Below are 22438 nucleotides of genomic sequence, written 5' to 3'. Positions count from 1 at the left end.
GGGTCGTGGGGACCGGAAAAGGAACCGTGGGCACGGACTGCGAAACAGGAGTCGTACAGCGCACCGGCGGCCGTTTCCGGTCGCCGGGGATGAGGAGTGAGGTCAGGCGGCGGCAACCGACGAGCTGGTAGCTCGCGCGGTCGCGGTGGTGATGTGCCTGGTGATCTCCATACGCCAACGGTAACAGGGGTGCCCGCCGAGGTGGCCGGCATTTCCGGCGGCGGGACCGGCAGGACCGGGGTGCTGGGGCGGCACTATCGCCGGGCACTCGGCACGGGACTCAGCAGGGACCAGCTTCTGCCGTCTCCCCAGAATGACGACTCATCGACATACGGTCGCAGCAGTGCGGTGAGCTCCGCATCTCCCCGTTGGTTGAGTTCGTCCGACGCGATCTTCCGCGCCACGCCGGCGAGGAAATCGGCGAGTTGGATGCGGGCGTCCGAGCGGGAGCTGACGAGCGTCACGCTCGTCAGCCGGCCGCGCGGACCGTACCCGGGATCAGCAGGGTGCGGCCTGCTGAAGATCTCCTTGAGCTGCGCGATCCGCTCGTCCGTCAGCGTGTTGTTCCGGTCGTGAACGATGGAGACAGGCTTGTTGCCGTCGCTCCAGTGCGCAACGGTCCGGACGATCGAGGGGATCAGCGGGTCCAGCGCGGGAATCACCGTCGGGTCGTCGAGGAGCCGGGCCCGAAAGGAATCCGCGGGCGATCGGGCCGCCGCCAGCCGTTCCAGGATGTCGTCGACCGACCCGCCCGCGGCGGTCCTGCGAAGGTTGTCGATGGTGCGGAAGAACGAGTCGACCGGGGTCCGTGTGCCCCAGAGGTTCTTGGTGCGCATCAGATGGTTGGACGACTCCAGGAACTCGCGCCACAATTCCGGCCCGAAGGACCGGGGACCCTCGCGATACAGGGCGACGGCAAGGGAATGGGCTTCCTCGTCCTGGCTCAGACCCGCACTGGCCGCGTGCGTCGCTTTCCCGACGAGCAGGTCCACCACCCTTCCGACGACGAAGAACGCCTTGTCGGTCAGATGGACGTGCGCATGGCCGTGGATCGGTCCCGATGGTCCGAGCAGCCAGGTGAGAACCGGCCGGTGTTTCTCGCGGAGCAGGTGATTCGCCTTGTACTCCTGCGCGGGCGAGCGAATTCTGTTCCGTATCTCCTGAATGCTGTCCGCCGCGAGCGCGACGTCCAACCGCACGCTGGCATGGGCGAACACATCCGTGTTGCCGCCCAGGAGATTCTCGCCGTCGGAACCCGACTCGTCGCAGGCGATCTCGACGAGCCGGCCGGTCGGCGCCGCCTCGAGAGATTCCTCCCGATCGCCTGTCACTGCCTGGTCCTCCCACGGATGGACATGCCAGCCATCATCGGTGATCAGCGCGGGATCCACCACGAATTATCCGGCTGCCGTCACTCCTGAGCACCCTCCGGAGTGACGCCGGCCGGGCGGGCGGCGTCACTGCGCAGCTCCTCGGTGGCCTCGTGGTAGGCCGTGGCCGCGTGCTCGAAGTAGTCGAAGAGGACGTCGAGTTGCTCCGGGGTGTACCGGGCGAGCACCGCGCCGACCCGGCGGCGGGCGGGACCGGCCACCGCTTCGACGTCCACGCCCCCGGTGGCTCCGGCCACCGGCTCGATGATGACCTTGCGCCGGTCGGCCGGGTGCACCGCCCGGCGCACCAGGCCCCGGCGCTCCAGGCGGTCGATCAGCCGGGTGGTCGCGCCCGTGGTCAGTCCGGTGCGCTCGGCGAGTTCGCCGGAGGTGAGGCTGCCGGCCAGGTCGAGAACGCTCAGGGCGCGCAGGTCGGTGGTGTGCAGCCCGGCGGCCTCGGCACTCGCCTGCCCGTTGAGCACCACCGCGTCCACGTAGCGGCGGTAGATGCGATGAGCGTCCTCCCGGCGAACGGTTGACATCCCGGGCAGCCTCCCCTTCAATAATATCTGCACACATGCAGATACTTCAGTCGTGCAGATTCTTTGACAGTGTAACCAACCAGGAGGCCCGAGATGGACGCCCACAGCATCGCGCCCCGGCCTCGGGAACCGGCCGGTTGATCCCGGCGAGCGGCCACCCCGGTTGGCATGATGACCCGATGCAAGATCACGAGAGAACCCAGCCGCCGTGGATCGCGGACGAGCGCGCCAGCCTCACGGCCTTCCTGCAGTACCAGCGCGAGACGCTGGAGATGAAGTGCACCGGACTGACCACCGAGCAGCTACGGGAGAGGGCCGTTCCGCCCTCGGAGCTGTCGCTGCTCGGACTGGTCCGGCACCTGGTCGAGGTCGAGCGGGGCTGGTTCCGGAAAATACTGAACGACGAGAACGTCCAGCCCTACTGGCCGCGTCCGGAGCCCGGCCGGTTCAGCGAATGGGACGTCGACTCGGCCGATCCCGACGAGGCGTTCCGGGCCTGGCACGAGGAGTGCGCGCGGTCCCGCGCGATCGTGGACGCGGCCGCGTCGCTGGACGACACCGGGCACTACGGCGACGAGGTGTACTCGCTGCGCTACATCCTGACCCACATGATCGAGGAGTACGCGCGGCACAACGGTCAGGCCGATCTGCTCCGGGAGTGCATCGACGGCACCACCGGCGAGTAAGGCGAGTAAACCGACGTGACCTGCGGGTGGGCGTCTCCTACCCTCGGCAGCATGGACAGCGCCACAGGACTGTTGAACGTCATCGATGTCGAGGCGACCTGCTGGGCCGGCGAACCGCCTCCCGGGGCGGTGAGCGAGATCATCGAGATCGGGCTGACCGTCGTCGACCTCGACACGGGCGAACGGGTCGCGCGGCACCGCATCCTGGTGCGGCCCGCACGGTCCGCCGTCAGCGCCTTCTGCACCGAACTGACGGGTCTGACCCAGGCCGAGGTGGACACCGGCGTCGGCTTCTCCGAGGCCTGCCGGCTGCTGGCCGCCGAACACCGGGCCGGGAGCCGGCCGTGGGCCAGCTGGGGCGACTACGACCGGCACCAGTTCACCCGGCAGTGCCTGGCGACCGGCACGGAGTACCCCTTCGGAAGCCGGCACACCAACGCGAAGCTGGTCTTCACCGAGGCGCACGGACTGCGCAAGCGCCCCGGCATGGCGCAGGCGCTGCGGATCGCCGGGCTGCCGCTGGAGGGGCGCCACCACCGAGGTGAGGACGACGCCTGGAACATCGCCGCGCTGATCCTCGGCCTGGCCGCCAACGGTGCCTGGCCCGGCGCATCGGCCCCCTGACAGCGGGCGGTGTCGGACCGGTCCTGACGCGTTCGCCGCCGGACGCCTGGCTGCAGCGGGTCCTGACCGGAGAGTTGCTGGGCGGGCCCGGCTAGGGGCCGTGGTGCCGCAGGTGGGTGTCGCCGCCACGGTCTGGCCGATACGGCGGAATGTCCCGGCCCGGTTGGTAGTGCGCGCCCTGGTGGATGTGCCGGCCCACAACGAGCATGTCCACGACGGCCACCACTCCCACCACCGCGAACGTGACCGCCCACGCCGTATGACCCGCCACCGCGAACCCCACAGCGCCCACCACCGCCCAGGCCAGCCCGAACGCGGCCAGTCCCAGCCGCAGGCGCAGGGCACTGCGCGCGGTCAGCGGTTCACTCCCGGTACGCATGGCGACACATCTCCTCCCCTCCAGCATCCACCTTCGGAGCACCGAGTGGGGCGGGGTGCCGGACAGGATCGCGCCGTTCGCCCGGCGGGACCGTCCGCCGGGCTCCGTCAGGCGCGCGTGGCCGAGAACCTGCGGGGGCCGTCAGCCGCCGGACCCGAAGACCGTGTTGGCGCAGGTGTCCTGGTCCGCGGAGCGGGCGTCGGCCACGACGGTGGAGGGCAGCGCGGTGGGCGTTCCGGTCGGCTGCGCGGCATCCTGGCCGAGGGTGTAGTTCTTGCCGAGGACGAGCCTGATCCCGGCGGTGGAGACCGGTGACAGGGTGGCGCCGGGGAAGAGGGCGGCGACCTTCTGCGCGTCGGCGCGCCGGCCGGCTCCATACTCGACGACCGTCGTGTCGTACGTCTGGGAGGAGGCGGTGACCGTCCCGCTGACGCTGAAGCCGGCCTTCTCCAGGGTGGTCGCCGCCTTGCCCGCGAGACCGGTGGTCGCGGTGCCGTCGAGCACGACGAGCTTGACGCCCGCGCCCGGGGTCCCGGACGGCGATGCCGGAGCAGACGGTGTCGACGTCGCGGGCGGGGTGGTCGGCGACCCTGCGGCGTCCTGCCCGTCGATGGTCCGGTCGGCCTTGAGGGTGGCCCACAGGGTGTCGACGGCGGGGTGGACCAGCTCGACGCGCTCACCGCTGAAACGCCAGGGCGTGGTCAGGAACTTGAGGTCGCGCAGGTCGATGTTCTTCAGCGACGAGCCGAACTCCAGCAGCTTCGCCACCGAGGCGAGACCGGGGTCGACGATCAGCGACTTGGTCGCGGCGTCCGCGAGCGGCAGCAGCGTGGTGGGGTTGATGCCCTGCCCCTTGATCTTGGACACCAGCGAGCCGAGGAAGGCCTGTTGGCGCAGCATCCGGCCGATGTCGGAGCCGTCGCCGATGCCGTGCCGCAGCCGCACGTAGTCCAGCGCCTGCTGGCCCTGGACGTTCTGCTTGCCCTTGCTGAGGACCAGATCGCCCCTGGCGCCCAGCTTCGGGTTGACGTCACCTTGGTAGATGTCGTTCGGCAGACAGACCTCCACCCCGTGGACGGCCTTCGTCATCGCCGCGAAGCCCTCGAAGTTCGCCACGATGGTGTGGTCCACCCGCAGGCCGGTGAGTTTCTCGACCGTGTTCTGTGTGCAGGCCGGGTTGCCCGCGTCGGTCTCCCCCACCGAGAAGGCCTCGTTGAACATGGTGTGGGTCCGCTCGCTGGTCCAGCTCCCGTCCGGCAGCCGGCAGGCGGGGATGGTGACCAGGGTGTCGCGGGGGATGGAGATGCCGATCGCGTGCTTGTGGTCGGCGTAGACGTGCAACAGGATCGTGGTGTCCGAACGGGCCGTGCCGCTCTCTCCGCCGCCGAGGCTGCTGTTGGCGCCGCCGCGTGAGTCGGAGCCGATGAGCAGGACGTTGACCGGGGTGTTCCCGGTGGCGTCGGGTACGGCGGCGGGCGGGCGCTCCGCGCTCATCGCCTCGGCGGGGAAACTCTTGATGTTGCTGTTGAGCCGGTAGTAGATCGCGCCGCCCGAGACGACCAGCAGCACCAGTGTGCCGACGGCCGTCCAGGCGACGATCTTCTTGGCCCGACGGCGGGTTCCGCGCGCTGCTGCGGCGGGCGGGCCGTCGACCGTGGCCTCGGGTATCTCCTCGCGTGCGGCCCCGTCGTGTTCGTGCGTCTCGTCCCGCGCGCCTGACATCTGCGTCCCTCTCCCCTGATGTGCGGATCCTGAGTCGCACAGGGAAGAGCGTTGCAGACAGTTATGAGGAAAATGTTAGATCTCTCGAACAGTTCCGAACAGTGACATCCGGCGGACGCCGGGCCCGGTCGGGCCCGGTCGGGCCCGGCGTCGGAGCGTCGGATTCCGGGGTCGGCGCCGGCTCAGGACGGCGCCGGCCCGGCGGAGTTCAGCGGGTGCACCGCAGGCTCGTCAGGTCGACCGAGTCGGCCATCGCCTGCATGCCCTTGTCGTTGGGGTGCAGGTGGTCGCCGCCGTCGAAGACCGGAAGCAGCCGCTCCTGGTCGTACGGGCTGCGCAGGAGTTTGTCGAAGTCGGTGACGGCGTCCAGCGCACCGCCGCTCCTGATGAAGGAGTTGACGCCCTGGCGTACGGCCTCACTGGCGGGATCGAATTCCGACCACCCCTTGAAGGGCAGCACCGTCCCGCCGACGACGCAGACGCCCGCCGCGTGGGCCCGGTCGATGATCTGCCGGTAGCCGGCGATCATGTCGTCGACCGTGACGCCGCTGTGCGCCTTGATGTCGTTGATGCCCTCGAAGAGGAACACCGTGCGGATCCCGGGCTGGGAGAGCACATCGCGCTGCAACCGCGCGAGGGCGCTCTGTCCGGCGCCGTCGGCCAGCACCTTGTTGCCGGAGATCCCCTCGTTGGCGACGCCCTTGATGCCGATGCCGGTCGCGCCCTGGAGCCGCCGCGAGAGGTAGTCGGGCCACCGGCGGTCGGTGTCGGTGCTCGACTGCCAGCCGTCGGTGATCGAGTCGCCGAGCGTGACCACGGCGCCGGTGTCCGCCCCGGTCTCCACGCTGACCGCGTCGAGGTAGAACCAGGATCCGATCCGCTCGGTCCAACTGCCCGCGCCCTCCTCGCCTGCGTGGTCGCCGCCCGCCGCGTAGGACGTCTGCATGGCCATGCCGTGGCCGGTCGCCGGCCCCTCGGCCGCCACCACATGGAGGCTGACGACGAGATTGCTCTGCGCCGCCAGCGATCCGGACAGCGGATCGCTGTACACGGTGGCGCCGGGCGGCACCGTGACGGCCTGACCACCGCCGAAGGTGAGGCGGCGGTTGCTGCCGGGGAGAAGCTGGGCACCGTCCTTCTGCTGCCCGGCGTAGACGCTGTCGAACGTCACCGGGTGGTCTCCGAACGCGTTGGACAGCCGGATCCGCGGGCTGCCGCCGCCGACCCTGGTGCGCACGACGAGCCGGTAGCTGTGGTCGGCGACCGCCGTTCCCATCCGGTCGGCGCTCGCCCCCCAGGTCACCACCTGGTGGGAGGGACGCACCGCAGAAGTTGCCGACGCCGAGGACATGGCGGCCGGCGCGCACAGCGCGACGACGAGGGCGCCGACGACTCCTGCCGCACGGCCACCGAGCGGGAACCACGGACGGCGGCTCACCGGCTGAAGTCCCGCAGTGTGACGGAACCGCCCGGTTTGAGGCTGAGAGCGCGGGACACTCCCCCGTACGACACTGTGGTGCTGCGGCCGCCGACGCTGCGCAACCGCGCCTCGGTGACCTTGCCGTCCCGCCAGCGCAGGTCGATGACGAAACCGCCGCGTACCCCGACGCCGGTGACCGAGCCGGAACGCGCCCAGGCGTCGGGAAGCGCGGGGAGCAGTTCGATGTGGCCGGGGCGGGAGTAGACCAGCATCTCGATCATGGCGGCCGAGGTGCCGAAGTTGGACTCGATCTGGAAGATGCCGCGGCCCGTCGACACCTCATAGATGTCGAACAGGTTCATCGCGGTCCCGTTGGTCCCGCCGATGGAGGGCCGCAGGTTGTTCACGACCAGCTGGTACGCCTTGTCCGCGTTCTTCAGCCGGGCCCAGCACAGGCTGCGCCAGGCGTTCGCCCAGCCGAAGCTCTCCATCCCGCGCGCGGTGAGCAGCGCGGTCGCGCCGTCGACGACGGCCTTGGGGGTGGAGCCGTCGGGGCGGATCCGGTCGCCGGGGAAGAGCCCGATCAGCGGCGAGAGATGCCGGTGGGTCGTCTCTCCGAGGTTGTCGGGTGACATCCACTCCTCCAGCCAGCCCGTCTTCGGGCTCACCTGCGGCAGGTACAGCCGCTCCTGGAGGGAGGCGATGGTCCTGCTGTGGCCGCTGTCCCGGCCGAGGACGGCACACGCGGTGCGGTAGTTCTCGAAGAGCGCCCGCACCAGTTCCTGCGCGTAGGTGATGCCCTTGGCGTCGAGGGGGCCGTGCTCGGGCGACCAGTCGCTGTCGGCGATCAGGACCTCTCGGTCCTTGCCGGTGGCCGGGTCGGTGACGGTCGTGGTGAGCAGCCGCGCCTCCCAGAACTCGCAGGCGCCCTTCAGGAGCGGGTGGATCCTGGCGAGGTAGGCCGCGTCCTGGGTGTACTCGTAGTGCTCGAAGAGCGAGTTGGACAGCCACGCGTTGCCCGCCGGGTGCCACCACCAGCCGCCTCCGCCATGGATGTTGGTCGAGATGGCGACGGTCCAGCCGGCGATCTTCCCGCTGGAGTTGCGGTAGCGGTTGCGCGGGTCGTTGAAGAGGGTGCGGGTCAGCTCGGTCCAGGACGGGAGCTGCGCCAGGCAGTAGTCGGCGTAGGCGTCGAAGCTGCTGGACAGGCCGGCCCGGTCGGCCATCCAGTAGTTCATCTGGATGTTGATGTCGGTGTGGTAGTCACCCATCCAGTCCGGGTCGTTGCCGTCCAGCCACAGCCCCTGGAGGTTGAGCGGCAGACTGTCACGCGATCCGGCGATCATGAGATAGCGGCCGAACTGCAGGTAGGACGCCTCGAGTTCGGGGTCGGCCTCGCCGTCCCTGGCGCGGGCGCGTACCCGCTCCCAGGTGTCGAGGCCGCGCTGCACGGAGGACGACTCGCCGAGCGAGATGCCCATGCGGTCGAACAGCGCCCGGTGGTCGGCGACATGGGAGTGCAGGAGCGAGGTGAACGGGTGGCGGGCCGCCGTGAGGACCTTGCTCCGGGCCAGCTTCTGCGGGTCCAGGGCGGGGTCGCGGTAGCCCGCGGCGGCGTCGGGCGCGTAGTTGGTGCCGCCGCTGACGACGACGGTGAGGTCCTTGCAGCCGGCGAAGGAGATCCGCGCACCGTCGGTGGTCACCGTGCCGGTGGAGCTGTACGCCGTCACCGCGGCGCCGTAGCGCAGTCCGCCGTCCGGGAAGGCGGCACCGAACGACGCGTACGTACGGGCCCCGTCCGTGGTCGTGGTCTCGTCGTGCGTGCCCGCCAGGGTGACCGTTCCGGTGTACCGGCCGCCACCGCGCTGGGAGAAGTGCAGGACGATGGCGTCGTCCGGGTGGCTGGCGAAGATCTGCCGCTCGTACGTCACTCCCGAGCGGACGTACGACGAGGAGACGATCCCCTGGCTGATGTCGAGGTCACGGCGGTAGTCGGAGACCGCCGAGAGGTCGTGGTCGGGGATGTCGACGGTCAGCCGCCCCAGGAGGGTGAAGGAGCCGAAGTTCTCCCGGGCGTAGGGGAACTGGCCGTCCGCGTCGAGCACGGCGTTGCGGCCGCCGGTCCACAGGGTGGCGTCGGTGAGGAGGAGCAGTTCGCGTGACGGGTCGTTGCCGGTGAGCGCGCCCAGCCGCCCGTTGCCGATGGGCAGCCCCTGCTCGATCATCGCGGTGTCGGAGGCGGGCGCCGGGTACCAGAACCGCGTGGTCGACGCCTCGGGAAGCAGGGGGGACTCGGACGGTCGCGCCGCCGGCGCGGTGGCCGCGAAGGCGGGCAGGCTGCCGAGTGCGGTGAAGGCACCCGCCGCGGCGGCGAGGGAGAGGATGTCCCGCCGGCTCGGCCGGCGGGGGGATGAGTCGGTGTTCTGGTCGTCCACGGTGCACTCCGTTTTGTGGCGGGACGTTGTGGGGGTGCGGACGGGGGTGCGGGGCCCGGAGGAGGTCGGACCCCGCACCCGGTCGTCACGACAGCTTCGGCACGTCGATCCGGTCGATGTCCGGGGCGTAGCCGTCGCCGCTGTCGAAGGTGACGGTGTTGCTGCCCGCCTTGAGGGTCACGGGCACACCGACGGTCTCGACGGTCCCCCAGTCACCGGTGGAGGGGAACTTCAGACCGGTGGCCCCGTTGCCGTTCGCGGAGATCTGGGCCGGGCGCGCGTCACCACTGATGTAGGCGACGTTGATGACGTAGCGGCCGGCCTTCGGCACCACGATGTTGTTGAACTGGAGCTTGCCGCCCTGGTAGAGGTTGCCGACCTTGTGGCCGCCCGAGCAGGCCGCGCAGTCACCGATCCCGGCGTTGCCGCTGAGGGTGTTGGCCGCCGACTCGGCCTCGTAGCCGGTCATCTGCTGCGCGGGACCGTGCGGCGTGACGGTGAACAGCCGCGAGCCATGGGCCGGCAGCGCCTGCGTCACCTTGTCCTTGTACGTGCCGAGGTTCTCCTTGTTCCACAGGTCACGGACCGCTCCCTGGCCGGAGAAGCCGAGGGACGACCAGTCGGCGGTCACGGCGGCGGGCCCGTTGCCGAGGTTGAACAGGGCGACGGTGTAGCTGCCGTCGGCGTTCTTCGCGCTCCAGACCTGCTGGTCGCCGGAGGCGGTGATGGGCCGGGCGGGCGGGGTGCTGCCCTGGTTGAGCGCGATGACCTCGCGGTTGGTCAGCAGCGAGACGCCGTAGTCGTCGAGGCGGGTGAGGTCGTCACCGGTGTAGAGCGGGGACTTGGCGATGGCCCACAGGGTCGCGTAGCTCTGCCGTTCGGCCTTGGTCAGGCCGTCCATCGCGCCGTTGCCCACGTCGAGGGAGTCGAGGTCGTTCCAGCCCCCGGGTCCGGCGTGCCGGGTCCAGCCGGCCACGTCGGCCCATCGGTCGTCGACCGAGTTCTCCCACGACACCAGGGTGTTGCAGTAGCACTCGACGTCGGTGTCGATCCGCCAGCCGTTGGAGTACTTCTTCCAGTCGGCGGCGTGGTTGATGTCCAGCGACCAGGACAGTTCGAAGTGGATGGGACGCCCGGCCGTGGCGATCGCCTTCTGCCAGGCGGCGGTGTCGGCGACGTTGTCGTAGTTGTCACCGCTCTTGAAGGAGCCGGGTCCTACACCGTCCAGTTTGAGGAAGTCGTAGCCCCAGTCGGCGAACATCTGGGCCTGCGAGTCGATGTACTTCTGGGCGCAGGGCCGGGAGAAGTCGAGTTTGTAGGCGCTGTCCCAGCCGTTGGTGGTGCGCAGGTCGCCGTGAACGATGTCGGCGGTGGTACAGCCCGGCGCGTTCCAGACCGGCACCTTGCCCGCGCCGTACGCCTCCTTCTCCAACCCCGCGGGCAGGTAGATACCGGCCTTGAGACCCTTGGCGTGGATGTCGTCGGCGACCGGCTTCATGCCGCGCGGGAACCGGACGGGGTCGGGTGCCTGGCGGCCGTACCCGTCGAACTCCGGCTTCCATGTGGTGTCACGCCACCAGCCGGCGTCGATGTTGACGTACTCGTACCCGTACTTCTTGAGCTTCGACGCCAGCGCGCCCGCCTGCGTGAGGACGTTCTTCTCGGTCAGGTAGCTGTAGTCGCCGTCGGGGTTGAGCCCCGGGTACTTCGAGGACTGCATGCTCCAGCTGGACCAGCCCATGAACGGCTTCTGGGCGGGCGCGGCTACGGCGGCCCGGGCGGTGGTGGGAGCGGTGGAGGTCCTGGCCGCCGCGGGAGAGGAGGCCATCGCGGCCGGGACGGTCGCCGTCAGGCCGGCGGCGAGGGCCAGGACGAGCAGGGCCCGGGTGGCACGGCGGGCCGGCGACGCGGTGACGGACATGGGGGGTGTGGAGGGGTACGAGGATGACCGCATGGGTCGGACCTCCTGTTGTGAGGGCATGGGCGTGCGCAGGGCGTTGCGGAGCGGCATGGTGGTCGTACGTGTGCGTGGGGGGGCATGCGTGCGTGGGGGGCACGCCGTGGGGGTCGGGGGACGTGCGTTACGTGTCGATGCCGATGAAGGACTGGATCGCGGTGGCCGCGGCGCCGCGCGCCCACTCCTCGAAGGGCAGTGGACGGGTCATGACGTCGCACTGGGCGGCGGTACCGAAGGCGGACGCGGTGAAGGCGACACGGATGTGCTCGGCGAACAGGTCGTACGCCGCCAGTCCCTCGCCGGAGATGATCACTCGTTCCGGTCCGAGGACGTTGACGACGGCCCCGATGGCCCGGCCGATCGCCTCCCCGGCCCGCGCGTACACCTCTCGCGCGCCGGGGTCGCCCTGGTGCGCGAGCTCCAGGGCCCGGGCGGAGTCGGTGACCGGCAGTCCGGTCACCTCACGGACCCGGCGGATGATGGCGGCGTCACCGGCGATCGCCTCCACACACCCGGTGTTTCCGCAGTGGCACAGCGGCCCGAGCGGGTCGATGGACAGATGGCCGATCTCACCGGCGACGCCGTGCGCGCCGGAGACCACCCGTCCGTGCACCACGAGTCCGCAGCCGATACCCGCACCGACGGTCACCAGCGCGAAGTCGGACACGCCGGCCCCGGCCCCGAACCACTGCTCGGCGACGGTGAGCGCGCGGACGTCGTTGTCGACGGTGACCGGCAGGCCGGTCACCGTGCCGGCCAGTTCCGCGAGCGGCACGTCGCGCCAGTCGAGGAACGGTGAGTAGCGCACCACTCCTGCCACCCGGTCCACATCGCCGGACACCGCCAGCCCCAGCCCGCTGACCTGCACACCGAACCCTTCGGCCTCCGTGAGGAGCTCCTGGACGAGTGCGCCGATGGAGGCGAGCACGGCGCCCGGGTCGCGGGCGGTGAGCTGGACGTGCCGGGCCACCCGGATGCGGCAGCACAGATCGGTGAGCACCGCGATGATCTCGTCGCCGGTCACCTTGACGCCGATGAACAGCGCCCGGCCGCCGTCGACGCGTACGGGATTGGCGGGCCGTCCCAGCGACGCCCGCGCCTCCTCGTCCACGCCTTCGACGAGATAGCCGGCCGCCATCAGCGGCCGTACCGCCTTGGTGACCGCCGCCGGTGACAGCGCGGTCCGCCGGCCGATCTCGATCCGGGTGAGCGGACCGTGGGACAGCACGGTGGTGAAGACCAGGGAGGCGGCCGGCGTCGCTGCCGGAACCACGTCGGTACGAGGCGACGAGTGCATGGCCGAAACGTAAGGGGGTTCTTTTCCGCTGTCAATGAAAGAAGTAAGCTCCTTTCAAGATGTCGCCCCAGTGGGATCTTGACCTCCAAATGCAGGTGCCGTCATGGGTATTGACAGGTGATCGCAAGCGGGGTTGGCTGCCGACTGCTCTCGAGGCGCTATCTGAACGTAAGGATCCATGCCTGTGATCTCCTTCGCCCCCGACACCGGGGTCTGGCTGCTCCGCACCCCGCGCACCTCGTACGCGCTGCGCGTCGACGGGACGGGAGCGCCCTGCCACCTCGCGTGGGGACCGCGGCTGACCCTCGCGGAGGCCGAGGAGCTCGCCACTCCCCCGCCCCCGCCTGCCAGCAGCTTCGAGGGACCGCCACCCGTCGGTGAGGAACTGCCCGTCGACGGCGGAGCGCGGTTCGGGGTCCCGTCGCTGCAGGTGCGCTTCGCCGACGGGACCCGCGCCTTCGAATGGCTCGCGACGGGCCACCACGTGCACGAACCGGCGCCCGGGGCCGCCGAACTGGTCCTGGAGTTCCGCGACCGCCACTACCCCCTGGAGATCGCGCTCCACTACCGCGTCCACGACGACAGCGATGTGATCGAACGCTGGACGGTGCTGCGCAACACCGGCGACGACACCGTCACGCTGCCCCGTGCCGACTCCGCCGCGTGGACCGTTCCGGCCCGGGAGGACCACCGGCTCAGCCATGTCACCGGCCAGTGGTCGGCCGAGACCCAACTGCACCGCGACCGCGTGCCGTTCGGCGAGACGACGCTCACCAGCCGCCGGGGCATCACCAGCCATCACACCAACCCCTGGGTGATGCTGGACGCCGGCGACGCGACCGAGGACCACGGCCAGGTGTGGAGTGCGGCCCTCGCCTGGAGCGGCAGCTGGCGCATCACCGTGCAGCGGTCCCCCGACGGCCGGGCGGGGTTCACCGGCGGCGCCGGCCACGACGGGGCGGTCCTGCCGCTCGGCCCCGGCGAGGAGTTCACCACGCCCCGCTTCGCCGGGCTCCACTCGGACGGCGGTTTCGGCGCGACCAGCCGGGCCTGGCACGCGTACACCCTGGCCCACGTACTGCCGCACGCCGACGAGACGCGCCCCGTGCTCTACAACTCGTGGGAAGCCACCGCCTTCGACGTGGACGAGCCCGGCCAGCTCAAGCTGGCCGCCCGCGCGGCGGCGCTGGGTGTGGAGCTGTACGTCATGGACGACGGCTGGTTCGGCGCGCGCCGCAGCGAGCGGGCCGGACTCGGCGACTGGACCCCGTCCCCCGACCGTTTCCCCCAGGGCCTCACCCCGCTGGTCCGTGAGGTGCACCAGCTCGGCATGCGGTTCGGCCTGTGGGTGGAGCCCGAGATGGTCAACCCGGACAGCGACCTCTACCGGGCGCACCCGGACTGGGTGCTGCACTTCCCGCACCGCGCCAGGACCGAGCTGCGCAACCAGCTGGTGCTGAACTTCGCCCGCCGGGACGTCGCGGACTGGGCGTACGGCTGGCTGACCCGGCTGGTCGGCGACAACGGCATCGACTTCCTCAAATGGGACATGAACCGCGCCTTCAGCGAAGCCGGCTGGCCGGATCAGCCGGACGGCGCCGACCGCGTGGGAACGGCGTACGTGCACCACCTCTACGAGATCATCGACCGGCTGCGCGCCGACCACCCCGGCCTGCGGATCGAGACGTGCAGCGGTGGCGGCGGCCGGGTGGACCTGGGCATCCTGTCCCGCACCGACCAGGCCTGGACCTCCGACAACACCGACGCGGCCGACCGGATGCACATCCAGCACGGCTACGGCCAGATCTACCCGGCCCGGACCATGGCCGCCTGGGTGACCGATGTGCCCAACCAGCTCACCGGCCGCACCGTGCCGCTGCGTTTCCGCTTCCATGTCGCGATGGCCGGAGTACTGGGCATCGGAGGCGACCTCACCCGCTGGTCGGACGACGAACTGACCGAAGGCGCGGCCCTGTTGGCGCAGTACAAGCGGGTACGTCATCTGGTGCAGCACGGCACCCTGCACCGGCCGCGCGGTCCCGTCGACGAAGGCCCGGCCGCCGTGCAGTACACCGCGGCCGACCGGAGCGAGGCGCTGCTGCTGGTCTGGCGGCGCACTCCGCGGCACGGCGGTCCGCGGCTGCCGCTACGGCTGGCCGGCCTCGACCCCACCGCCCGCTACCGCGACGCCGACAGTGGCTCCGTGCACTCCGCGGCGGTACTGACCGGGTACGGCCTGCTCCCCGACCTGCCGCACGGCGACTGGGCGAGCACGGCGGTGCACCTGGTCCGGGTCCCCTGAGCCGCGAGTGGCCCGGGGCTCACCGGCGTCCGCTCCGCAGTGCTCGGGCGTTCCGCCATGGCCGGGCCTTCCGCAACGGCCAGGCGTTCCGCAGCGGTCAGGCGTTCCGTTCGCCGTTGCGGCCGCTGCCGCCGTCGGCACCGTCCTTCTCGACCCAGTAGTCGCCGTACGCGAGGTTGCGGGACGGGGTGTGCTTCCCGGTGGGCGGGGCCGTCCGGTCGCCGTCCTCGCGGGGCCGGGTGGGGGCGCCGGGCAGCCACTCGTCGCCGACCTCGCCGAGCGGGTGGCCCATGGGCAGGCTGGAGGGGGCCTCTACGGCTCCTTGGCGACGGCTGCGCTCCGACATGAACATCCGCTCCTCACAGCAGGGGCTACCGAGCCGATCATGACCCGGATGCCGCGGTCGCGCCACACCGGCAGGCCAATCGAGGGACGCGGACCACCCGGGCGGCGGACACCGGTGGGCGGACAGCAGCGGGCGGACAGCAGCGGGCGGACATACTGATGGGCCCGGAGGGAGCCCGGGCCCACAGCTGGACCAAGTGTACGGAAGCGCGTCGCTGCTATCAGGGATACGGCGGCCTAGCCCGGGACCAGATCGGCCCACACCCGCTTGCCTCCGGCCCGCGGGACCACACCCCAGCCGCCGGACAGCCGTTGCACCAGGTTCAGACCGTGCCCGCCGGGCAGGTCCGGCCGCGCCGGTCGCACCACGGGCAGGACCGTGGAGGAGTCGTCCACGGCGATCCGCAGCCGCCGCTCGTCCCACATCAGCCGCAGGCCCACGGCGCCGGAGGCGTGCCGCACCGCGTTCGTCACCAGCTCCGACACCAACAGGGCGACCACGTTGTAGTCCGGCCGCCAGTGCGCGGGCCAGCTGAACCCCTCCAGCTGTGCACAGGCCCAGGCCCGCGCCTCCGCGACGCCGCCCTTCGCGACGGAGACCTTCAAGAACCGCTCAACCATCATCGAGAATCACCCTCGTCAGCCTTCCTCCTGGGACCGGCGACCCCACCACCCAGCGCCTCCCGGCCATTTCACGCCTGCCCTGCGCCTGCCCACCCCGGCGCGATCCACCGCCTCCGCACTCCCCCCGCTTGCCCCGGACGCTCCCGTTCCGCTTCGGAACCGGTGGGACGGGAACAGGCGATCGAGCCCGGTGGGGCCGAATACCGCCCCTAAGGTGTGCCCATGACTGCAGCGATCGCGGCCGAAGGGCTGCGCAAGCGGTACGGGGACGTCCAGGCCGTCGACGGCGTCGACCTGGAGGTGAAGTCCGGGGAGTTCTTCGGGGTGCTCGGGCCCAACGGGGCCGGGAAGACCACGACCCTCGAGATCCTGGAGGGGCTGCGCAAGCCGGACGAGGGCAGTGCGCGGGTACTGGGACTGAGCCCCTGGCCGCGCAACTCCGCGCTGCTGCCGCGGATCGGGGTGCAGCTGCAGGCGTCCGCGTTCTTCGAACGGCTGACCGCGCGCGAGCAGATCGTCACGTTCGGCTCGCTGTACGGCGTCGGAGCGGCGCGGGCGGACGCGATGCTGGCCCGGGTCGGACTCGCCGACTCGGCGGGCACCGCGGCCGAGAAGCTGTCCGGCGGCCAGGGGCAGCGCCTGGCCATCGCCTGCGCCCTGGTCCACGACCCGGAGCTGCTGTTCCTCGACGAGCCGACCACGGGTCTCGACCCGCAGGCCCGCCGCAATCTGTGGGATCTGCTGCGGGAGATCAACGCCGAGGGCCGGACCGTCGTGCTGACCACCCACTACCTGGACGAGGCCGAGATCCTGTGCGACCGGGTCGCGGTGATGGACCACGGCCGGATCCTGAAGACCGATCCGCCGGCCACCCTGGTCAGGGAGCTGGACGCACCGACCCGGCTGACCGTGGAGTCCGGCCGGCTCACCGCCGACCGGGCGCGTGAGCTGCTGGCCGGGTCCGGAACGCGGGCCGACGTCGCCGACGACGGCGTCACCCTGACGATCGCCACCCGCACCCCGGCCCCGGTGCTCGCCCTGCTCGCGGAGCAGGACGCGCTACGCGGCCTGGAGGTGCGCGGGGCCACCTTGGAGGATGTGTTCCTGCAGCTCACCGGACGGGAGTACCGCGCATGACCGCCTTCCGCTCCCTCGCCAGAGCCCAACTGCTGGGCTGGAGCCGCGACCGCGCCGCGGTGTTCTTCACGGTTCTGTTCCCGCTGCTGTTCCTGCTGCTGTTCGGCTCGTTGTTCAAGGGCGCCTCGGCACCCCACATCACGCTGCTGCAGAACGGCCCGGTCGTCCTCTTCGACTCCATGACGCCGGACCAACGCGCGCAGCTGAACGAGGAGGTGACACTGGTCCGGGACGACGACCAGGCGGACGCCCTCGAGAAGGTCAGGAACGGCGACGACGACGGACTGGTCAGCCAGGGCCCCGACGGCCGGCTGGTGCTCCGCTACTCCGTCGCCGACGCCACCCGCGCCGCGACCGTGCAGGGTGTCGTCAACGGCATCGTCCAGCAGGCCAACCAGGACGCGAGCCACGCTCCGCCCACGTACGTCCTGCAGGCGTCCCAGGTCGAGGATCTGTCGACCAAGCCGATCCAGTACCTCACCCCGGGCCTGCTGGGCTGGGCCATCGCCACCTCCGGCACGTTCACGGCCGCGCTGACCCTGGTGGTGTGGCGCAAGAAGTTCATCCTGCGCCGGCTGCGGCTGGCTCCGGTGCGGCTGCCCGCCGTGGTCGCCGCCCCGGTCGCGGTGACGCTCCTGGTGGCGCTGTTGCAGATGGCCGTGTTCCTCGGGGTGGCGACGTTGCCGTACTACGGGCTGAAACTCACCGGACAGTGGTGGATCGCGCTGCCGCTGGTGCTGTCCGGGTCGCTGGCGTTCATGTCGATCGGCCTGCTCGTCGGATCCTGGGCGAAGACCGAGCAGACGGCCACGGCGGCCGCACAGTTGATCGTGCTGCCGATGGCGTTCCTGTCCGGATCTTTCTTCCCGCTGGACAGCGCTCCCGGCTGGCTCAAGACGATCTCGACGGTGCTGCCGCTGCACCATCTGTCCACGGCCATGCAGAACGTGCTGACCAGGGGCGGCGGCTGGGGCGACGCGCTGCCGACGATCGGCGGGCTGCTGCTCTTCACCGCGGTGCTCACCCTGCTGGCGGTGCGGCTGTTCCGCTGGGACGACGCGTGAGCGGCGCCGAGGTGAGCGCGCCCGGCCTGTTGCTTCGGGACACGAGGGTCAGCGGATGATGCCCGCGGCGGTGGCGGCGGTGATCCAGGAACCGAACTCCTGCGTGAGCCGCTGATAGAGCTCGGCATCGGACAGGGCGCGCGGATCGTCTCCCGCGGGGAAGAACCCCGCGTTGTCGACCACGCGCTTGGCCGGTACCGGCAGGTCGTCGAGCTTGCGGAGGAAGTCGAACTGACGGTCGTCGGGGTTCCCGAAGGCCACGAACTGCCAGAAGATCGGCAACCGGGCGGCGGTGCACAGGACATGCTCGGCGGCGGTCCTGGAACTGGGGCTGCCGTCGGTCTGGAAGATGACGAAGGCCGGATCGGTGGCGCCCGAGTCGGCGTAATGGTCGATGACCGCCTGCATGGCCAGGTGGTAGTTGGTGCGGCCCATGCGGCCGAAGCCCGCGTGCAGGGCGCCGATCCGGCCCTCGTAGTCGGTCAGGCCGAGGTCCGCGACACCGTCGACCTCCGTCGAGAAGAAGACCACCGGCACGACACCGTCGTCGTCGAGGTTCGCGGCCAGGCCGAGCGCCTGCTCGGCGAGATGCTGGACGGTGCCGTTCTTGTAGTAACGGCGCATGCTCCCCGAGCGGTCCAGGACCAGATAGACCGCGGCGCGCTGACCGGCCATCCCGGCCTTCTCCAGCGAGACCCGGGCCGACTTGTACAGATCGACGAGCCGGGGCGCACTGGCCCGCACCTTCACGAGATCGATCGCCGGGCTGGGGGCGGCGGGACGCTTGACGTAGTCGATGGCCATGAGATTCCCCCGTGCGAGCTGCGAAAGCGACCTTGGGAGAACGGTACGTCCAACCCGCCGGGCCCCGGACCCTGTTGGGAGCGTGCGCGGCCCGGCGCCTCAACGGGTCGGAGGTTCAACGCGAGCTCCTGTACGGAGTGCCGCGGCAGATGGCTCCTTCGTGTGACGAACGTCAGCAGAGCTCCTCGGAACGTTCACCCAGAGTGACGTCTCCCATCACCTGAACAGGTGAATCAACCCCGCAAAGGGTGTTCCGACCAATCCGGGCAAACAGACTGCAACGAACACCTATTGGTGATCGAAGCGGCGATCGGCCCCTTGTGCGTGGACGCAGCGCACGGCGGGCGCTGGGCGTTCGCTCTTCGTCACCGGGCTGTCCGCCGACTCCTCCCGGGTCACGTCATACAGGCGGAACGGTCCGGACGCCGTTCCCGCCCGCCGCGGCCGGGGACGGCGTCACACCGCCCTCCCTGAATTCTGGAGCCCTTCATGTCCACCGACACCGCACCTCCCCAGGACCGTGGGGCGGACCGGCTCGGCGCCACCGCCACCCTCCCCGGACAGGCCCAGGCGGCCCACGGAGTCCTGGGAGACCAGGGGACGACCCCACCCGTCCGGGTGGAGGAGCGGGATCTGACCTTCGACGGCTTCCGCTTCACCTGCCGCATCGTGCGCCAGGGCACCCCCCGCACCGAGCCGGTCCTGGTTCTCGGCGGATCGTCCCAGGACCGCAACTCCTGGGTGCGCCACGAGAAGTGGCTGGCCCCGCTGGGCCAGGTGATCACCGTCGACCTCCCCGGCTACGGCACCGCCGATTTCCTGCCCGCCAAGTACGGGGTCGACTTCCTGGCGGCGGCCGTCCGCCACCTCGTCGAGGAGCTCGGCCTGCCCCGCATCAACCTCGTCGCCGCCTGCTACGGCGGGGCCATCGGTCTGCGTTTCGCCCAGCACTACCCCGCACTCGTCAAGCGCCTCCTGCTGGTCGGCATGACCACCCGTATCCCCGCCGGCTACGCCGAGGCGATGGAGCGCTGGTCCGTCATGATCGAACGCGGTGAGACGGAGCCGATCGCGCGCGAACTCGCGGACCGCTTCATGTCCCCTCCTGGCACCGGCCATGTCCGCAAGCACGCCGCCGTCTCCCGGCTGGTCTACCAGCAGATCGTCGGCCAGAGCCCCGAGGAGCTGCGCAAGTCCGCCGAGCACAACACCCGGTTGATGCGCCACGAGTGGTACCGCCCCGAACCGTCGCCCGCCATCCCCAGCCTGGTGGTCACCGGTGAGTACGACACGCTGACCACGCCCGAGATGGGCCGCGAGGTGGCCGCCCAGCTGCCCGCGGCGTGGTTCACCACCATCAAGGAGACCGATCACCTGGCGCCCGTCGAGCGCATCGCGGACTTCGCCGACCTCGTCACCCGGTTCTGCACCGACCTGTCGCTCTCCGATCTGCCGTACGGGAACACCACCGAGCGGCTCGGGACGACCCTCGCCCCACGCTGAACCACGGGTCGTCCCGCACGACGAGGAGCCCGGCCCCCCGTGCGGGCCGGGCTCTCCGCGGGGTTCTTCGCCGGTCGCCGGTCGCCGATGGCCGGTCACGTCACCGGCCCTGTCGGCTCTCGGACTCAGCCGGCGATGCCGATCGCCCGGCCGACCGTCTCGGGGCGCTCGAGGACGTCGAGCATGCAATGGGCGACGTCGGCGCGCGATACCGACCAACCGCCTCGTACGTTCTGTTCGTACGCGGTGCGGTAGGTCCCGGTCAGGGCCTTGTCGGTCAGCTTCGGGGGCCGGACCACGGTCCAGTCCAGGGTGCTCCCGCGCAGGATGTCCTCCATCCGCGCGAGGTCGGCGTAGTGGTCCCGCAGTGCGGCCTTCACCAGCGGGCCGAACACATGACGCATGAGGAATCCGTCGCCGGGATCGTGCTTCGGCGGGTTCGGAACGCCGGGCGAGGCCACTGTGCCGATCGGGGCCGCGCTGACGACGACGATGCGCCGGACATCCGTCGCCCGCATCGCCTGCACCATGGCCCGCGTCCCCTGCCAGGCCACGCCCGCCTCGGACTTCGAGCGGGCACCGAGACCGGACAGAACGGCGTCCGCGCCGGAGATCGCGGACTGGAGTGTCTCCGGATCGGCGGAGGCCAGGTCGGCGGTGACGATGCGTATCGGTCCGGATACCTTGGCCGGGTTCCGCACGACCGCGGTGACGTCATGGCCCGCCCCGACGGCCTGGTCGAGGATCTGCCGGCCGATCCCGCCGGTCGCGGCGAAGATGGTGAGTTTCACTGGGTGCTCCCTGTGTCGTGGTCACCATCTGAGAGCGGCCCGGCCACTCGCGATGTGACATCCACGCCAGGGATGTGGCCCACGTCTCGTCCGCGGCCCGGGACGGCCTGCGGGAGAGAGCGGGGTTCCGGGAAGAGACCGGGCCGGCGGGGCGCCGGTCTCTTCCCGCACCCGGGGTGTCAGCCGCGGACGATGTTCTCCGCCTGCGGTCCCTTCTGGCCCTGCGTGACATCGAAGGTCACATGCTCGCCCTCCGCGAGCTCGCGATAGCCGGTGCCCGAGATGTTGGAGTAGTGGGCGAAGACGTCGGCGCCGCCGCCGTCCTGGGCGATGAACCCGAAGCCCTTTTCCGAGTTGAACCACTTCACCGTGCCGCTGGCCATCGTTTTTGCATCCTTCGTCCGTGACAGTGCCGCCCGCAACGGGCGCCGCGGACACCCCGGATCAGGATGTCCGCCACCGTTCTACCCCACCTGCGGCCCGCTTATACGACCGCCTCGGTGCGTGATCACGCCGCAGCCGGCGACCCTCGTCCGACGCGGCGGACCGGTACGGTGACCGAGCGTTTCGTACCTCACCGGAAGGCGTCGGCGTGAGCGCGGGCCCAGTCCTCGAAGGTCCGGGGCGGACGCCCGGTGAGGTCCTCGACCGTGGGGAGAACCGGGGTGTCGTCGAACTCGCCGTCGACGAAGAAGCGGAAGAACGCGTCGACATAGCGCTCCGGAACCCCGTTGCCGAGCATCTCGGCCCGTGCCTCGTCATCGGGCTGCCCCTCGAAGCGCAGCGGCCGGCCCAGCACCTTGGCGAGGATCTCGGCGCGCTCGACGGGGCGCTGCGCGGCGGGGCCGCTGAGGGGGTGACTGTGGCCGTGGTGCTCGTCACGGCCCAGCACGGCCGCGGCGACCGCGGCGATGTCGTGGGGGTCGATCGCGGCGATCGGCACCCCGGCGAACGGCGCGCGCACGATGTCGCCCGCACGGAGCTGGCCCTGCCACTCGAAGGTGTTGGACATGAATCCGCTCGGCCGCAACAGCGTCCAGCCCAGGCCGGATTCGCGCACCGCCACTTCGGAGCCCTGGTGCATCGCGACGACGGCGTTCTCCGGGTTGCCGCCCACGACGGAACGTGAGGACAGCAGCACGACATGCCGCACGCCGGCGGCTCGCGCGCCGGCCAGCACACCGGGCATGTCCGCGAACCCGCCCAGCAGGAACATCGCGTCGACCCCGTTCAGAGCCTCCGTCAGACTCTCCGGCCGGTTGAGGTCTCCCGCGGCCACCTCCGCGCCCGGCGGCGCCTCGAACGCCGACGGGTCGCGCACCAGGGCGCGCACCGCACGCCCCTGCGCGGCGAGTTGGGAGACGAGCTCCCCACCGACGTGGCCGGAGGCCCCGGTGACCAGGATCTTCATGAGGAGCGGCCTTTCCTTGACGGCG

20 protein-coding genes are annotated in these 22438 nt (G+C 70.8%); 6 read left to right on the top strand and 14 right to left on the bottom strand.

Translation table 11 applies throughout. The features are described from left to right. Window positions 1–254: 254 nt before the first annotated feature. Both C8250_RS38435 and C8250_RS38430 read right to left on the bottom strand, forming a co-directional pair. Complete coding sequence (locus tag C8250_RS38435) at window positions 255–1391, bottom strand: DUF3800 domain-containing protein (RefSeq protein WP_346268786.1); 1137 nt, start codon at window positions 1389–1391, stop codon at window positions 255–257. 20 nt (window positions 1392–1411) lie between these two features. After that, window positions 1412–1912 (bottom strand): MarR family transcriptional regulator, encoded by a 501-nt coding sequence (locus C8250_RS38430; protein ID WP_138354379.1) that lies wholly within the window; start codon window positions 1910–1912, stop codon window positions 1412–1414. 179 nt (window positions 1913–2091) lie between these two features. On the opposite strand from C8250_RS38430, the gene C8250_RS38425 reads away from it, so the two are divergent. Beyond that, window positions 2092–2598 (top strand): DinB family protein, encoded by a 507-nt coding sequence (locus C8250_RS38425; protein ID WP_138354378.1) that lies wholly within the window; start codon window positions 2092–2094, stop codon window positions 2596–2598. A 51-nt stretch (window positions 2599–2649) separates the two neighbouring features. Further along, entirely contained in the window at window positions 2650–3222 is a 573-nt protein-coding gene (locus tag C8250_RS38420) for a 3'-5' exonuclease (RefSeq protein ID WP_138354377.1), read from the top strand. Between the two features lie 91 nt (window positions 3223–3313). On the opposite strand, the gene C8250_RS38415 is transcribed toward C8250_RS38420, so the two are convergent. From C8250_RS38415 to C8250_RS38390, 6 genes are all read right to left on the bottom strand, one after another. Beyond that, complete coding sequence (locus C8250_RS38415) at window positions 3314–3601, bottom strand: DUF6343 family protein (RefSeq protein WP_138354376.1); 288 nt, start codon at window positions 3599–3601, stop codon at window positions 3314–3316. Window positions 3602–3742: 141 nt separating this feature from the next. Then, entirely contained in the window at window positions 3743–5323 is a 1581-nt protein-coding gene (locus C8250_RS38410; protein WP_138354375.1) for an LCP family protein, read from the bottom strand. Between the two features lie 208 nt (window positions 5324–5531). Beyond that, window positions 5532–6674 carry an SGNH/GDSL hydrolase family protein gene (locus tag C8250_RS38405; RefSeq protein ID WP_138354445.1) on the bottom strand — a complete coding sequence of 381 codons (1143 nt, stop codon included), beginning with the start codon at window positions 6672–6674 and terminating at the stop codon, window positions 5532–5534. An 83-nt stretch (window positions 6675–6757) separates the two neighbouring features. Further along, window positions 6758–9178, bottom strand: coding sequence for a glycoside hydrolase N-terminal domain-containing protein (locus C8250_RS38400; RefSeq protein WP_138354374.1), 2421 nt, complete (start codon window positions 9176–9178; stop codon window positions 6758–6760). Between the two features lie 85 nt (window positions 9179–9263). Then, window positions 9264–11099: a CBM35 domain-containing protein gene (locus C8250_RS38395; RefSeq protein WP_138354373.1), complete on the bottom strand. Its 1836-nt coding sequence runs from the start codon at window positions 11097–11099 to the stop codon at window positions 9264–9266. A gap of 160 nt (window positions 11100–11259) precedes the next feature. Next, window positions 11260–12432, bottom strand: coding sequence for an ROK family transcriptional regulator (locus tag C8250_RS38390; RefSeq protein ID WP_138354372.1), 1173 nt, complete (start codon window positions 12430–12432; stop codon window positions 11260–11262). A 178-nt stretch (window positions 12433–12610) separates the two neighbouring features. Here C8250_RS38390 and C8250_RS38385 point away from each other — a divergent pair, with 178 nt between their 5' ends. Beyond that, window positions 12611–14734 (top strand): alpha-galactosidase, encoded by a 2124-nt coding sequence (locus C8250_RS38385; protein WP_138354371.1) that lies wholly within the window; start codon window positions 12611–12613, stop codon window positions 14732–14734. A 97-nt stretch (window positions 14735–14831) separates the two neighbouring features. Here the strand turns inward: C8250_RS38385 and C8250_RS38380 are convergent, their stop codons facing one another. Further along, complete coding sequence (locus tag C8250_RS38380) at window positions 14832–15080, bottom strand: hypothetical protein (RefSeq protein ID WP_138354370.1); 249 nt, start codon at window positions 15078–15080, stop codon at window positions 14832–14834. A 236-nt stretch (window positions 15081–15316) separates the two neighbouring features. Continuing rightward, complete coding sequence (locus C8250_RS38375) at window positions 15317–15703, bottom strand: ATP-binding protein (RefSeq protein ID WP_138354369.1); 387 nt, start codon at window positions 15701–15703, stop codon at window positions 15317–15319. A gap of 222 nt (window positions 15704–15925) precedes the next feature. On the opposite strand from C8250_RS38375, the gene C8250_RS38370 reads away from it, so the two are divergent. Then, the gene (locus tag C8250_RS38370; protein WP_138354368.1) at window positions 15926–16840 is read left to right on the top strand and encodes an ABC transporter ATP-binding protein; all 915 of its coding nucleotides are present in this window, start codon (window positions 15926–15928) and stop codon (window positions 16838–16840) included. Further along, on the top strand, window positions 16837–17904 hold the full coding sequence (locus C8250_RS38365) for an ABC transporter permease (RefSeq protein ID WP_138354367.1): 1068 nt from the start codon (window positions 16837–16839) through the stop codon (window positions 17902–17904). The genes C8250_RS38370 and C8250_RS38365 overlap by 4 nt, the downstream gene beginning before the upstream one ends. 48 nt (window positions 17905–17952) lie before the next feature. Here C8250_RS38365 and C8250_RS38360 read toward each other — a convergent pair whose 3' ends face one another. Further along, window positions 17953–18708, bottom strand: coding sequence for a VWA domain-containing protein (locus C8250_RS38360; protein WP_138354366.1), 756 nt, complete (start codon window positions 18706–18708; stop codon window positions 17953–17955). Between the two features lie 489 nt (window positions 18709–19197). Here C8250_RS38360 and C8250_RS38355 point away from each other — a divergent pair, with 489 nt between their 5' ends. Then, window positions 19198–20211, top strand: a complete 1014-nt coding sequence (locus tag C8250_RS38355) for an alpha/beta hydrolase (RefSeq protein ID WP_138354365.1) — start codon at window positions 19198–19200, stop codon at window positions 20209–20211. 125 nt (window positions 20212–20336) lie between these two features. Here C8250_RS38355 and C8250_RS38350 read toward each other — a convergent pair whose 3' ends face one another. From C8250_RS38350 to C8250_RS38340, 3 genes are all read right to left on the bottom strand, one after another. Then, window positions 20337–21002, bottom strand: coding sequence for an NAD(P)H-binding protein (locus C8250_RS38350; protein ID WP_138354364.1), 666 nt, complete (start codon window positions 21000–21002; stop codon window positions 20337–20339). Window positions 21003–21181: 179 nt separating this feature from the next. After that, window positions 21182–21385 (bottom strand): cold-shock protein, encoded by a 204-nt coding sequence (locus C8250_RS38345; protein WP_138354363.1) that lies wholly within the window; start codon window positions 21383–21385, stop codon window positions 21182–21184. Between the two features lie 191 nt (window positions 21386–21576). Then, window positions 21577–22413 (bottom strand): NAD(P)H-binding protein, encoded by an 837-nt coding sequence (locus tag C8250_RS38340; protein ID WP_138354362.1) that lies wholly within the window; start codon window positions 22411–22413, stop codon window positions 21577–21579. Between the last annotated feature and the right edge of the window lie 25 nt (window positions 22414–22438).

The sequence above is a fragment of the Streptomyces sp. So13.3 genome (genome assembly GCF_005860785.2).
Lineage (GTDB): Bacteria > Actinomycetota > Actinomycetes > Streptomycetales > Streptomycetaceae > Actinacidiphila > Actinacidiphila fildesensis.
Note: the sequence above shows the minus strand (reverse complement) of the source record. Positions and strands in the feature narration are given on the sequence as shown.